The sequence below is a fragment of the Paramesorhizobium deserti genome (assembly GCF_001558695.1).
GTDB classification, from domain to species: Bacteria; Pseudomonadota; Alphaproteobacteria; order Rhizobiales; family Rhizobiaceae; genus Paramesorhizobium; species Paramesorhizobium deserti.
In genome coordinates this window covers 41,406-53,549 of the sequence record NZ_LNTU01000034.1, presented here as the reverse complement: position 1 = coordinate 53,549, position 12,144 = coordinate 41,406, and the positions used below count along the sequence as shown (strand labels likewise).

Sequence of the window (12,144 nt, the reverse complement as noted above, 5' to 3'; positions counted from 1 at the left end):
GTGGTTGCCTTATTTCGAGGCCACCGTCGTTTCATCCGGTGCAGTCCGCGTGTCAACGCTGACGATAGCGCTCAAACCGGCGCGGAACTTGCCGGTGGCAAGCGCCTCGGGGGGAATGGAAATGCGGACTGGAACGCGCTGGACGATCTTGGTGAAATTGCCCGTGGCGTTTTCAGCGGGAAGCAGGGAGAAGACCGAGCCGGACGCAGGTGAAATCGACGCGACGGTTCCCTCGAAGGTTTCGCCATCCAGTGCGTCGACCGAAATGCGCACCTTCTCGCCGGGCTTGATGCCGGCGAGCTGCGTTTCCTTGTAGTTGGCGTCGATATAGAGATGATCAACGGGCACGAGCGCCGCTATCCTTTGACCGGCACTGACGAGATCGCCGAGCTTGCCCGAGAGATTGCCCACAACGCCATCGAAGGGGGCGCGGATCGTGGTGAAGGAGAGATCGCGTTCCGCTTTGTCGCGGGCAAGCTCGAGCGACCGTAAGCTGCTTTCGGCCTCTTTATATTGCGCCTGCAGCACCCCGATATTGGCCTCAGCGGCCGCGATCTGCGCCTCGGCACCCGCCAGATTGGCGTTCGCCTGGTTAAGGGCCGATGTGGCGTTGTCGAGATCGGACTGGGAGGCGAAGCGCGTATTGTGCAGTTGCTGGGCACGCTCCATCGTCGCCTTGGCATTGGTGGCCACGGCGTCGGCAGAGAGCTTCGCCGCTTCGGCCTGCTGGAGCGATGCCTGGGCCGCCTTGATCTGGGCCGCGATGCTGGTCAGCGTCTCATGCTGGGTCGCGATCCTTGCCTCGGCTTCCTCTTTTGCGATGCGGTAATCGCCATTGTCGAGCTGAAAGAGCACGTCTCCGGCCTTGACGATCTGATTGGCGGAAACCGGGACCTTCTCGATATAGCCGGTCACCTTCGGCGATATGGCGGCAATGTCGCCCTGCACATAGGCATCGTCGGTGGTCACCAGAAAACGGCCTTCAGTCCAATAGTCGTAGCCATACCAACCGCCGCCTGCGAGCGCGGCGGCAAGCAGCAAGGGCAGCACAAACCGTCTGCCGATCCCTTTCTTCTTTCCGTCCGATTTGGATGATCTGTCGTCGCCCGCGTCAACCTGTGGTTTGACAGTCGGCGTCGGCTGCTCCGCATGAGCAGGCTCCCGGCGAGCGGTACCATCTGCGTGCTGCTCCTGCTTCGCTACAGGAAATGAGCGGACCTCGCCGCTCTCATCGGCCTTTGAAGCGGATCTGGAAACTGACATGGGAACGATGACTTTCTATGGATCTCATCGGCAATGAACCGATTGGTTCGATGTTGACTTAGATCAGCGCAAGCGCCATATCAAGGGGGATCGAACCGATTGGTTCGAAAAATGGTAAAGAGTGAAAGAATGATTCGCGAAAATAAAGCCGCACCGAACCTCACCGACAAGCTCGGGGAGGAAGAGCCCGTCTGCCTGCGCCAGCACAGGCTCGGGGCGGGTCAGGATCCGGCGAAGCGCAAGCAGATCCTCGAAGGCGCGCGCCGCGTTTTCATGCGAATGGGTTTCGATGCCGCCAGTGTCAATGACATAACGCGGGAGGCGGGTGTCTCCAAGGGCACGATCTATGTCTATTTCAATGGCAAGGAAGAGCTGTTCGAGGCTCTGTGTGAGGAAGATCGCGCTTCGATATTCGCCAGCCTGATGACGGATATCGAACGTGGGCTTTCGGGCCGCGAAGCACTGGTCAAGTTCGGCATATCGCTCGTAACACTCATCACATCAGAACCGGTTATCCGCGCCCAGCGTATCGTGATCGGTGTCGCGGAGCGGATGCCGGAAGTGGGGGCACGTTTCTACGAACGTGGGCCGAAACGTGGAAAGGCGTTGTTCAAGAAATTCCTCGACGAACAGGTTGCGGCGGGGCAGCTCGCAATCTCCGACACCGAGCTTGCCGCTCATCAGCTGTCGGAATTGTTCCTGGCCGGCATTTACCGGCAGCGCCTGTTCGGCGCGATGGCCGAGGAGCCGAGCCCCGATCGGATACGAAAGAACGTGACGTCAGCGGTCGATCTCTTTTTTATTGCCTATGGGACGCAGCGGGATAAAAATGAAAAAGCTGCGGAAAATGAGGATTTTACAATCTCCTGCAACTAGGGCTAGCGGTTTGGGTTCAATTGCATGACAAACTTCGTGGTATTTTGTGCATAAAGCTACGGAAGTTGTTGAATCCGCTTGTATCGCCAGTTCCTTTTTGCGCCAGTTGCGCGTCTTGTAGCTATGTCGAATATTCGACTCGCTTATAGACGCGATGCCGTTTATGAAACGGCTTGTGAAAGATGACCGCTCATATTTTTAGCGGTCTTTCAATGGCTAAGGACGTACAATGAGCCTCGATCTTGTGCATTTTCCCAACTTCAAGAAGGGCTTTTTCGGCTCTTCTTCCAAGAGTGGCACGTTGGAACTGCTTTGCCGTGTTCGTGACGAAATAGGCTGTCAGCATATTTCCCATGTTTCGCGTACAAGGCTTGACGAGACAGTTCGGAGCAATCCGTCGGACCTGTCTGTTGTCATGACGTTCCCCACAAGTTGGATATTAAGATATTCTGCCAAAAATTATTTCAGTGTAGATCCCATGGTGCAGGATGACTCGCCGCTATTACGCAGTGATGCTGCAGGTACCGTGCGCAATCTGGAATTGGATGCTGAGGAAAGCCCGGAAGTAAAGGAATTCATCCGAGATGGACAAAAGCATGGCCTAGGCAATCTTTTCATTGCCGTGGGTGCAACCAATGCGCATGGGTTTCCCGGCTCGACCTTGTTTACCTTCGAGGTCGGTGATGCCGATAAGGAGAAATTCATCGAAAAGATGCGCCCCCGTCTTCTGGGCGCATCGAGCCTGATCCACAATTCACTCTATGGCAGCAGGGAAGGTGGGGTGAGTGCCGCCGCTGCAAGCCTGTTGACCCGGCGCGAAATCGACTGTCTGCGATGGGCTGCCAGCGGCAAGACGGATGGTGAGATCGCAGAGATCCTCAACATCGCCCGCTGGACGGTGGTGACCTATCTGCAGAACGCAAAGATCAAGCTCGGCTGCTCAAATCGCACGTCGGCGGTGGCGACGGCGTTGTCGCTCGGCATTATCGATATGCCGGATTCAACGCATCTGCAGTCCTGATATCCGAATAGACGGCAGGCGGCGGTTTACACCGTTTCAGCCTGCCGCCTGCCTCGGCGATCCCGGGATACGCGCATCCTCGAAAGCGGCGGCAAGACGCTCGGTGTTGCAGGCCGGGTTTTCGCTCGCCTGATCGAAGGTGATGTGGTTGAGATCGATCTGTGCGCCTTCTGCGTCGATCAGCACGCGGAAATAGGCATAGACGCCCCTATTGCGGAACTCCATGTCGAGGATGACGCGGGGTGGACGGCCCCAATCCAGTTCATATTCTCCGCCATGGCCGAACTGCAGGGTCTGCGGAAAGAAGTGCAACTCGGTCGCCGAATTGACGATATCGGCGATGTTGGCAAAGAGTTCGCAACGTATGAATGCGATATAGTCGGCGACATCGACAAGCCGGAGATCGCGGATGACCTCACGCATGTGCTCGGCGATGATGGATTCGCGTGTCAGGGAATATTGCGTGCTTCTCATGCTTTCACCGCTTCACGACCGATTAGCCAATTGGTCAGGTTATTTTCCCGATAAACTTGCCTGATTTATTCTTGCTTTTCTTTCCTCATATTATGCGCGGTGTTTCTGTCGCGAATTGATGAACTGTATAAGCTCGGCAACTGTTTTGTAGAACTCCGGTGCAATCACCTGGTCTACTTGTATCTGCTTAAATAGTGATCTTGCAAGTAGTACATCCTCAAAAACAGGAATGCCGTTGGTTTCGGCAATCTCGCGGATCTTCAGCGCGATGAGATCCTGCCCCTTGGCGACGACGACCGGCGCGGAATCCTGCTCGGGGCGGTAACGCAGTGCTACAGAGAAATGTGTCGGATTGGCGACCACAAGGGTTGCGGTGGGGACCGCCGCGATCATGCGCCGGCGCGCCCTGTCGCGTCCGAGCGAGCGCAGGCGTGACTTCACCAGCGGATCGCCTTCCGACTGCTTGTGTTCGTCCTTCACCTCCTGCCTGGTCATGCGCAATTCGTTGCGCCAGTGGATGCGCGACCAGGCGAGATCAAAGCCGGCGAGAAAGGTAATGGCGACGGCATTGGCGGCGAGCAGCCGGATGACGTTCTGCCGGATGAATTCCGGTAGCGCGCGAGGATCGCTGGCGACGGCGTCGGTGAAGAGCGCATTGCTCTTGAAGAAGACGAAGAAGACAACCAGGCTGGTGGCGGACAGCTTGAAGAGGGATTTCAGGAATTCGACCTGCCCCGCGCGTCCGAAGATGCGCTTCCAGCCCTTGGCCAGCGAGATGCGCGACAATTGCGGGCGGATGCGCTCGCCGACAAAGCGCGGTGCGTTCTGGAGTGCGGAGGCGGCGATGCCGGCGATCGGTATGATCACCAATATCGGCAAGAGGGCGCTGCCGACCGCGATCGCCAGGACCTGGAAGAGCTGCCCGACATCTTCGCTGCTGTTGAGAAGCCAGTCTTCCGGACGGTCGATCAGTTCGGCCAGGAAGAAGGTAAGCCTGGCAGCGCCCGGTGTGGCGATGAAGACGGCAATCAGAAGAAAGGCGACGACCGAGGCGAGGACCGGCGCTTCCTTAGAGAAGGGCAGATTGCCTTTCTCTACGGCATCGCGGATCTTCTGCTCGGTGGCTTCTTCGGTTTTGCTTTCTTTATCGGGAGCTTCGGACATGACACAGCGGCCGAACGGACTCGACCGCCGGTCAGGCGGCCGTGTCCTCCGCTTCGAGATCGATCAGGCCACGATCCGAGAGCGTGATCGCCGTGCGGGCGATGGCGCGGCGAGCATCGGCGATGTTCTGCGCCGTCACGTTTCCTTGTCCAGCCGCAAGTTCGGTCTCGACCATGCGCCGCCCGCGAGCGGAAAGCGAGGAAAGGACCAGTTCCTGCAATCTTGAATCTGCACCACGCAAAGCCGTGGTGATCTGTTCCGTCTGGATATCGTCGAAGAGGAGCAGGCGCGCGCGCTGCGAAAGCCGCACGATATCCTCAAAGGTGAAGAGTTTCGCCTTGATCCGGCTCAGATCGTCGCTGTTCAGATCGGACAGGCTGTCGAGCATGTCATCGATCTCGACCTTTTCGAGCTGGTTGAGGATATTGGCGATTTGGCCATGGTTGGCCTGGCTCGCGCCCTTGTCGGTCTTGCCGGTCACCTCGCGTCGCAGGACGTCTTCGAGCATTTCCGATACTGCCGGCGTGACGGTGCGGATATGGAGCGTGCGCTGGACGACGATGCTGCGCAGATTGCCGGGCAGACCGATGAAAAGACGCGCGGCGATATCGGACGGCAGCTTGGATATGATGTAGGCGATGACCTGCGGATGCTGTTCTGCGAGATAGGCCTGCAAAATCTCGATCGGCACACGGGTCAGCTGGTCCCATACCGATTCCTGCACCAGCACCTGTCTCGGCCGGTCGTCGAAGAGTGCTTCCACCTCTTCCTGCGGCAGCGCTTCGCGCAGGAGCCCCTCGAAACGCAGGCCGGCCTCGGAAAGTGCCGCGCCGTCGGCGAAGGCGTCTTCGAACTCCTTGACCAGTTCCTCGAAATCGGCGGGCGATATCGGGTCGAGCCTGCGGGCATGGCTCGCAAGCAGGCGCAGATCGTCGGGTTGGAAATGCTTGAGGAGACGCGCTGCCGCAGGCCGTCCGATGGCGACCAGAAGGGCAGCGGCCTTTTGCGGGCCGGACAGCGTATCGATGCCCCGCGCGTCTTCTTCGTCTGCGTCTCGCGTTTCTTTTTCGTACATGCTCACTTGCCGATGACTTCGGTCAGGCTGACGCCGAAGCGAGAGGAATCGTCTTCCAGCACGATCACTTCGCCACGCGCGATGACCCGGCCGTTGACGACGATATCGACGGGATCGCCAATCTGCTTGTCGAGGGTGACGACCGCGCCACGGCCGAGTTTCATCAGATTGGCGACCGGCATGCTGGTGCCGCCGAGCACCACCTGTACATCGACCGGGATGCCCATAATCAGCTCGAGATTGGGCTTTCCGCTCCCTGGCTGGCCGGTGCCCGCCTGGCGGCTTGGGCGCGGTTCGTCGCTTTTCAGCGCTTCGATCGCTTCGTCGAGTTCATTGTCCATCGGTGATTCCTTTGCCTGCACGATCACGAATAGGTGTTGGCGCTATCGAGCACGGAGGCGCTCGCCACCGTACGCCGCACGAAAACCGGCAGTTTCGGTGGCTTTGCCGGAGTGGGGGATATGCCCGGTGCCGAGGCGGGGAGCGGCGGCTGCGGTACGGTTGCCGGCCCAGCGGTGTCGCGCGAGGACATGGCGGTACGCAGCCCCCGGATGTCGCCTCGCAGCTCGGTGCGGATGCGCTCCATCAGATCGACTGAACGGGCGATGTCGCGCCGTGCCTTGGCGGATTCCTCCAGGCGCGCGTCGAGCTTTTTGTTCTCGTCGCGCAGATCGTCGTGCTCGACTTGCAGGGCGGCAAGCGCCCGCTCCAGATTGGCGGATGATGTGGCGATCTGCTCCGCCATGGACCTGCCCAGGCGGATCATCTCCGCAGCCTTGCGAAGCGCCACGACGACAATTCCAATCGAAACGAGCGACAATATCGCTGAAATCGCGTTAACCAGCAGCAAGTTCATCGATAAGATCCTCTTCTTCGCTGACGGGATCGCTGATCCGTACGGTGAAATTGATGCCCGCCTTGCCGAGCGTGCATTTGAAAAGCGCCTGATTGCCGCTGCGCAAACGCACCTGCTCGATGGCGTCTGCCGGCAGCTTCAGCACATGACCAGGCTGAAGCTGGGCAATTTCGCCGAGTGTCATCGTGCCCTGATGGATAAAGGCTTCGATGCTCACCCTGGCGCGGCTTACCTCGAGCCTGATCTTCTTCGCCCACGCCGGGTCCGAATGGGCGGATGGCTGGCGCAGCAGCCGAGCGATGGCTTCCTGCATCGGGCGATGGCAGGTGCGTGGCATCAGGAGGCGGATCTTTCCCGTCTTGCCTGCTGCACGAATGGTGAGGCCGCAGGCGAAAAGGCGCGATTGATCCAGTTTCTCCGGATCGAATTCACCCGTCTCCAGGGGCTTGCCGACGTTGAATATCCGCTCGTCTCCGCTTGCGAAGACATGATCGAGGGCGGCAGCCATATGAGCGAAGAGTTCGCCTGCTATCCTGCGCTCCACGCTGGTGAAGCCGCGGATGGTTTCATGGGCGCCGAAATTCGCACCGGCTCCGAACAGGGCCTCAAGCCCTGAAAAGATGAAGGCCCGGTCGGCGACCATGTGGATGGTGCTGCCCCATCGGTCGACCTCCACGGGAACGATCATGCCGCCAGCGGGAAGGAGCGTCCCGACCTGTGCTTTCTCGACGGTTTCCATGCCGGAGACGTCCGTCTCGACGGAAACGGGGGTGAGCTCCTTGAAACGCGCCGAGAAAGTGGTTGCCGCGTCCTTGAAGACATGGCCGAGCGATTTCAGATCATCCACTGAAATCCCGGCGGCGCGCAGGATGCTATCGGCCAGAACGTCGGGCTTCCTGTCTGAAGCGAAGGCCGTCATCTCACGCCGCCTGCTGCGCGGGGACGCTGGTCAGGGTTTCCTGCTCGACCACGTCGATCGACGGGCGATCATAGGCGGAGATCGTCTTGCGCCCATATTCCAATGCGATCTGCGGCAGCGCACCGTTCATATAGGCAAGCAGCGTCTGCTTGACGACGATATAGAGCCGGTTCTTCTTCTCGCGGGTGGTTTTGATTTTGGTGGCAATGGGGCCGACCACGGCATAGGAGAAGAAGATGCCGGCGAAGGTTCCGACAAGGGCCGCGCCGATCAGATGGCCGAGCACTTCCGGCGACTGGTCGAGCGCGCCCATCGCCTTGATGACGCCGAGGACGGCAGCGACGATGCCGAGCGCCGGCAGGCCTTCCGAAACGGAGACCAGGGCGTTGTAGGACTTCAGCTTGTCGCGCGAAATTGTATGGATTTCCTCGTCCATCAGCGCCTCGATCTCGTGCGAGCGGGCATTGCCGATGATGATAAGGCGGCAATAGTCGCAGATGAAATTGGTCAGGTCCTGGTTCTTCAAAACGCTGGGAAATGCCTGGAAAATTGGTGATTCCTGCGGATTATCGACATGGACCTCGACCTCATTACGCGATTTCGAGCGCAATTCGCGCATCAGACTATAGAGCACGCCCAGGATATCGAGATAATCGCGCTGCTTCGGCACGGCGTTGGTGAAGGCCTCCATGCAGGCGCGGCCGGTATCCTTGACCGTTGAGAAAGGGTTGGCGACAAGGAAGGTGCCGAGCGCGGCGCCGCATATGATGACGAATTCCCATGGCTGGACAAGAACGCCGATGTGACCGCCCATGGCGATGAAGCCGCCAAGCATACAGCCGAGGGTGACGACGAGGCCGATGATAATGCCCAAAGCGTTTCTCTCCTGCGAATATATCGATGAGGAGCAATAGAGCGGGCGGCTTGTGCGAAGCTTGCTTGACCCAAGCCAGCTTCGGGCAAGCTTCTCAAACGATAAATGCCGCTATTGATTAAAGGGGCAGCGGCATGGTCGACACTTTGACGAGCTATCGCCTGATTGCGTCCAACTTGACGCGATCCCTGGCGCGCGTATCACAGGAACCGCTGGTCGAGCGGGAAACAGCCTATTACATGGAGAATATCGGCAATGTGAAATCGATCGACGATTTCATGGCTGACGACCGTCTCTACAGATATGCCATGAAGGCATACGGCCTGGAGGATATGGCCTATGCCAAGGCGTTCATCCGCAAGGTTCTGACCGAAGGGGTAAGCGACAGCGAGAGCATGGCCAATACGCTGGTCGACAAGCGTTACAAGGAATTCGCCACGACCTTCGATTTTGCTGCCCTTGGCGAGACGACGACCAGTTTCGACCGGGCGAAGCAGGGTGCGGTGGACAAATATGTCCGCCAGACGCTAGAGGAGGAAGCGGGCAGTCAGAACGAAGGCGTGCGGCTCGCGCTCTATTTCGAGCGCAAGGTGGCAGGGCTTACCAGCGCCTATGAGATTCTCGGCGACAAGGCGCTCCTGACCGTCGTGCAGACGGCGCTTGGCATACCTTCGGCGGTATCCTACGCCGATATCGACAAGCAGGCGGCGATGATCGAGCAGCGGCTCGATATTTCATCACTCTCCGATCCGGACGAGCTGGCAAAATTCATGACACGCTTCACGGCGCTGTATGAGATGAACAATCCCTCGATGGGCAGCGCCGCCTCGATCGCCTCTTTGCTTCTGGGCGGTACCTCGTCCGTGGGAATTTCCACAGACATCCTGACCACTCTCCAGTCCTTCAAACCCGGCGGCAGGTGATCCATGCAGAATTCCATCTATGTCGGGCTTTCCTCGCAGATAACGCTGGAACGCCGCCTCGATGCCATCGCGAACAACGTCGCCAATATGTCGACCCCCGGCTTTCGCGGCGAGGGTACGAAATTCGATACGCTCGTTTCCATGAAGGCGAGCGACGACGTTCATTTCGCCTCGGCAGGGAAGAGCTATATCCGCACCGAGCCGGGCCCGATCATCCAGACGGACAATCCGCTCGATGTCGCCGTCAAGGGCGATGCCTGGCTGTCGCTCGCCACACCGCAGGGGCAGGTCTATACGCGCGACGGACGGATGCGGATGACGCCGGAGGGAGAGCTCGTCTCGGTCATGGGCCATCCGGTGCTCGATGCGGGCGGCCAGCCCATCGTCATCAATCCCAATGGGGGAGCACCGAAAATCTCCTCGGACGGTGCGATCTATCAGAATGGCGCGCAGGTGGGCGGCGTCGGATTGTTCTCGATCGCGTCTGACGCGAAGCTCATCTATGCCGGAAATTCCGCCGTCATCCCCGATGTTCCGGCCCAGCCGGTGGTCGATGACATGAGCGTCGGCGTGGTGCAGGGAGCGATCGAAGGCTCCAATGTCGACGGCGTGATGGAGATGACGCGGCTCATCAGCGTCAGCCGCGCCTTCGAGCAGGTGGATGCGCTGCTGCGGCAGCAGGAAAACACGCTCACTGAAGCGGTCAAGACGCTCGGCTCGAAGGCGTGATGGTGACAGTTGCCGATATTCTTGTTCGGGCGGGCTCTTCTTCCGATGTCCGCCTTCCACTGGAACGGCTTGCGGCATTTGTCCGCCGCGAAAGTGCGGCCCCGTCGCCGCTCGTGGGTAGAGGCGGCATAGTCAGCGACGTATCGCGTTCCGTGATCGCGGTGCGTGGCATGTCCGTGACGGCGAGGCTTGGGGACGGCGTGCTGATGCGCTGCGGCGACGGGCTTTACCGCGGTGAAGTGATCCGGGTTGCGGAAAACCATGTGCTGGTGAAGCCGTTCGATGATCGCGCGATACCCGGGCTCGGCGCGCCGGTCTTCCCCGACGGTACGCTGCGCATTGCCCCTTCGCTGGAATGGAAAGGCAGGGTGATTGATGCCTTGGGAACGCCGCTCGACGGCAGGGGGCCGCTCATGCCCGGCGATGCGCCGATGCCGGCGGACCGTGCGCCGCCTGCCGCGATGCGGCGAGCGCGGGTCGACAAGGGTTTGCGCACCGGCGTCAACGTCATCGATATCTTCGTGCCGATGTGCTTCGGCCAGCGTCTCGGCGTTTTCGCCGGATCGGGTGTTGGCAAATCGACGCTACTTGCCATGATGACGAAGGCGGCGGATTTCGACACGGTGGTGCTGGCGCTGACGGGAGAGCGCGGGCGCGAGGTCCGCGACATGCTGGAAGACACTATGGCCGGCAAACTTGAGAAGACCGTCACGGTGGTTGCGACCGGCGACGAGAGTCCGATGATGCGCCGACTAGCGCCCAACACCGCCACGGCGATCGCCGAATATTTCCGCGACAGGGGCGAAAATGTCCTTCTGATCGTCGATTCGGTGACGCGTTTTGCCCATGCGGCGCGTGAAGTCGCCATTGCGGCGGAGGAGCCGCCGGTTTCGCGCGGCTATCCGCCAAGCGTTTTCAGCCAATTACCTCGACTCCTCGAACGGGCCGGACCGGGGCTCGAAGGCGGCGGCACCATCACCGGCATCTATTCGGTACTCGTTGATGGCGACGATCACAATGATCCGGTGTCGGACGCCATACGCGGCACACTCGACGGGCATATCGTGCTCGACCGGCGGATTGCGGCGCAGGGCCGCTTTCCGGCGGTCGATATTCCAGGCTCGGTCTCGCGCCTTGCTCAATTTGGGTGGACGCCCGAGCAGAAGAAGCTCGTCACGCAGTTGCGCGGGCTGATCGCCCGTTTCGAAGAGACGCGTGACCTGCGCGCCATCGGGGCATATCAGTCCGGCAATGACGGTTTTCTCGATCAGGCTGTGGCTCTCGTCCCAAAAATTTATGAGGCGATGCAGCAGACGCCCGACATGCCCGTTTCGACCGACCCCTACAATGATCTTGCTGCCGCGCTGCGCGGCAAGGAGAACGCATGAGCCGCGAAGAAGAAAAGAACATCTCTCCCATTTTGCAATCGGGGAGCTGGCCATTGGCCCGGGCAAAGAGGATTGACGGCTATCTTAAGGCGGCAGGCGTAGCGCTCGCCGCCGGCTGCGCCATGCTGCCCTTTATCGTTTATTGGGATCGTGCTGAGCCCACGCCGCCGCAGAATTCTACGCAAAACAACATCCAAGATCCGCTGGACAGGTCGAAGCAGACGATCTTTCGCCGCATGAATCCGTTTGCGCCTTCGGAGACCGCAGCGGCAAGACCTGAGCTCGATCCCAATCCGACAGGCGCCACCATGTCGAACGGTAAGGGGCAGCCTCGTGCGGCGGGCACTGAGGATGCATCGCCCGAAGATCAGCCATTCCCGGAAAAACCGGTGTTTCTCCTGCGCGAGGTAGTGGGCGGCATGGCGATGATCGAGGATGGTGCGGGCTACTGGTTCGTGGAGAAGGGCTCGCTGCTTCCGGATGGCAGTACGCTCGTCGCGGTCAGCCGCAGCGAAGGGGCGGGGACGTGGCAGCTCAAGACATCGTCGGGCGACGTGATTGAGCAGACGGAATAGTTCCCAC

The 12,144-nt window shown here is 59.8% G+C and carries 14 protein-coding genes; 6 read left to right on the top strand and 8 right to left on the bottom strand.

Annotated features, from left to right (window positions below):
• Nucleotides 1–9 precede the first annotated feature (9 nt).
• Nucleotides 10–1,263, bottom strand: coding sequence for an HlyD family secretion protein (locus tag ATN84_RS16535; protein ID WP_068882783.1), 1,254 nt, complete (start codon nucleotides 1,261–1,263; stop codon nucleotides 10–12).
• A gap of 129 nt (nucleotides 1,264–1,392) precedes the next feature.
• On the opposite strand from ATN84_RS16535, the gene ATN84_RS16530 reads away from it, so the two are divergent.
• Entirely contained in the window at nucleotides 1,393–2,139 is a 747-nt protein-coding gene (locus ATN84_RS16530; protein WP_244491113.1) for a TetR/AcrR family transcriptional regulator, read from the top strand.
• Between the two features lie 229 nt (nucleotides 2,140–2,368).
• Nucleotides 2,369–3,160, top strand: coding sequence for a helix-turn-helix transcriptional regulator (locus ATN84_RS16525; protein ID WP_068882781.1), 792 nt, complete (start codon nucleotides 2,369–2,371; stop codon nucleotides 3,158–3,160).
• Nucleotides 3,161–3,196: 36 nt separating this feature from the next.
• On the opposite strand, the gene ATN84_RS16520 is transcribed toward ATN84_RS16525, so the two are convergent.
• The 7 genes from ATN84_RS16520 to motA form a co-directional block, all read right to left on the bottom strand.
• Complete coding sequence (locus ATN84_RS16520) at nucleotides 3,197–3,634, bottom strand: hypothetical protein (RefSeq protein ID WP_068882780.1); 438 nt, start codon at nucleotides 3,632–3,634, stop codon at nucleotides 3,197–3,199.
• A 90-nt stretch (nucleotides 3,635–3,724) separates the two neighbouring features.
• Nucleotides 3,725–4,798, bottom strand: a complete 1,074-nt coding sequence (gene flhB / locus ATN84_RS16515; RefSeq protein ID WP_068882779.1) for a flagellar biosynthesis protein FlhB — start codon at nucleotides 4,796–4,798, stop codon at nucleotides 3,725–3,727.
• Between the two features lie 31 nt (nucleotides 4,799–4,829).
• On the bottom strand, nucleotides 4,830–5,873 hold the full coding sequence (locus tag ATN84_RS16510) for a flagellar motor switch protein FliG (protein ID WP_068882778.1): 1,044 nt from the start codon (nucleotides 5,871–5,873) through the stop codon (nucleotides 4,830–4,832).
• Between the two features lie 2 nt (nucleotides 5,874–5,875).
• Nucleotides 5,876–6,241, bottom strand: coding sequence for a flagellar motor switch protein FliN (gene fliN, locus ATN84_RS16505; protein WP_425287414.1), 366 nt, complete (start codon nucleotides 6,239–6,241; stop codon nucleotides 5,876–5,878).
• Nucleotides 6,238–6,729: a BAB2_0123 family type IV secretion system effector gene (locus ATN84_RS16500; protein WP_068882776.1), complete on the bottom strand. Its 492-nt coding sequence runs from the start codon at nucleotides 6,727–6,729 to the stop codon at nucleotides 6,238–6,240. Before ATN84_RS16500 ends, fliN begins: the two co-directional genes overlap by 4 nt.
• Entirely contained in the window at nucleotides 6,710–7,648 is a 939-nt protein-coding gene (locus tag ATN84_RS16495; RefSeq protein ID WP_068882775.1) for a FliM/FliN family flagellar motor switch protein, read from the bottom strand. The genes ATN84_RS16500 and ATN84_RS16495 overlap by 20 nt, the downstream gene beginning before the upstream one ends.
• Nucleotide 7,649: 1 nt before the next feature.
• Nucleotides 7,650–8,522 carry a flagellar motor stator protein MotA gene (motA, locus tag ATN84_RS16490; protein WP_068882774.1) on the bottom strand — a complete coding sequence of 291 codons (873 nt, stop codon included), beginning with the start codon at nucleotides 8,520–8,522 and terminating at the stop codon, nucleotides 7,650–7,652.
• Between the two features lie 134 nt (nucleotides 8,523–8,656).
• On the opposite strand from motA, the gene ATN84_RS16485 reads away from it, so the two are divergent.
• The 4 genes from ATN84_RS16485 to ATN84_RS16470 are packed head-to-tail and all read left to right on the top strand — an operon-like array spanning nucleotide 8,657 to nucleotide 12,137.
• The gene (locus ATN84_RS16485; protein WP_068882773.1) at nucleotides 8,657–9,445 is read left to right on the top strand and encodes a DUF1217 domain-containing protein; all 789 of its coding nucleotides are present in this window, start codon (nucleotides 8,657–8,659) and stop codon (nucleotides 9,443–9,445) included.
• A 3-nt stretch (nucleotides 9,446–9,448) separates the two neighbouring features.
• Nucleotides 9,449–10,174: a flagellar basal-body rod protein FlgF gene (gene flgF / locus ATN84_RS16480; RefSeq protein WP_068882772.1), complete on the top strand. Its 726-nt coding sequence runs from the start codon at nucleotides 9,449–9,451 to the stop codon at nucleotides 10,172–10,174.
• Nucleotides 10,174–11,562, top strand: coding sequence for a flagellar protein export ATPase FliI (gene fliI / locus ATN84_RS16475; protein WP_068882771.1), 1,389 nt, complete (start codon nucleotides 10,174–10,176; stop codon nucleotides 11,560–11,562). Before flgF ends, fliI begins: the two co-directional genes overlap by 1 nt.
• Nucleotides 11,559–12,137, top strand: a complete 579-nt coding sequence (locus ATN84_RS16470; protein ID WP_068882770.1) for a hypothetical protein — start codon at nucleotides 11,559–11,561, stop codon at nucleotides 12,135–12,137. Before fliI ends, ATN84_RS16470 begins: the two co-directional genes overlap by 4 nt.
• Nucleotides 12,138–12,144 lie beyond the last annotated feature (7 nt).

What these genes read in the sequence shown, in the direction of transcription:
- ATN84_RS16535 (WP_068882783.1), bottom strand. Translation starts at nt 1,263, where the DNA reads ATGTCAGTTTCCAGATCCGCTTCAAAGGCCGATGAGAGCGGCGAGGTC.
- ATN84_RS16510 (WP_068882778.1), bottom strand. Translation starts at nt 5,873, where the DNA reads ATGTACGAAAAAGAAACGCGAGACGCAGACGAAGAAGACGCGCGGGGC.
- ATN84_RS16470 (WP_068882770.1), top strand. Translation starts at nt 11,559, where the DNA reads ATGAGCCGCGAAGAAGAAAAGAACATCTCTCCCATTTTGCAATCGGGG.
- ATN84_RS16520 (WP_068882780.1), bottom strand. Translation starts at nt 3,634, where the DNA reads ATGAGAAGCACGCAATATTCCCTGACACGCGAATCCATCATCGCCGAG.
- fliI (WP_068882771.1), top strand. Translation starts at nt 10,174, where the DNA reads ATGGTGACAGTTGCCGATATTCTTGTTCGGGCGGGCTCTTCTTCCGAT.
- flgF (WP_068882772.1), top strand. Translation starts at nt 9,449, where the DNA reads ATGCAGAATTCCATCTATGTCGGGCTTTCCTCGCAGATAACGCTGGAA.
- ATN84_RS16530 (WP_244491113.1), top strand. Translation starts at nt 1,393, where the DNA reads ATGATTCGCGAAAATAAAGCCGCACCGAACCTCACCGACAAGCTCGGG.
- ATN84_RS16525 (WP_068882781.1), top strand. Translation starts at nt 2,369, where the DNA reads ATGAGCCTCGATCTTGTGCATTTTCCCAACTTCAAGAAGGGCTTTTTC.
- ATN84_RS16495 (WP_068882775.1), bottom strand. Translation starts at nt 7,648, where the DNA reads ATGACGGCCTTCGCTTCAGACAGGAAGCCCGACGTTCTGGCCGATAGC.
- ATN84_RS16485 (WP_068882773.1), top strand. Translation starts at nt 8,657, where the DNA reads ATGGTCGACACTTTGACGAGCTATCGCCTGATTGCGTCCAACTTGACG.
- ATN84_RS16500 (WP_068882776.1), bottom strand. Translation starts at nt 6,729, where the DNA reads ATGAACTTGCTGCTGGTTAACGCGATTTCAGCGATATTGTCGCTCGTT.
- flhB (WP_068882779.1), bottom strand. Translation starts at nt 4,798, where the DNA reads ATGTCCGAAGCTCCCGATAAAGAAAGCAAAACCGAAGAAGCCACCGAG.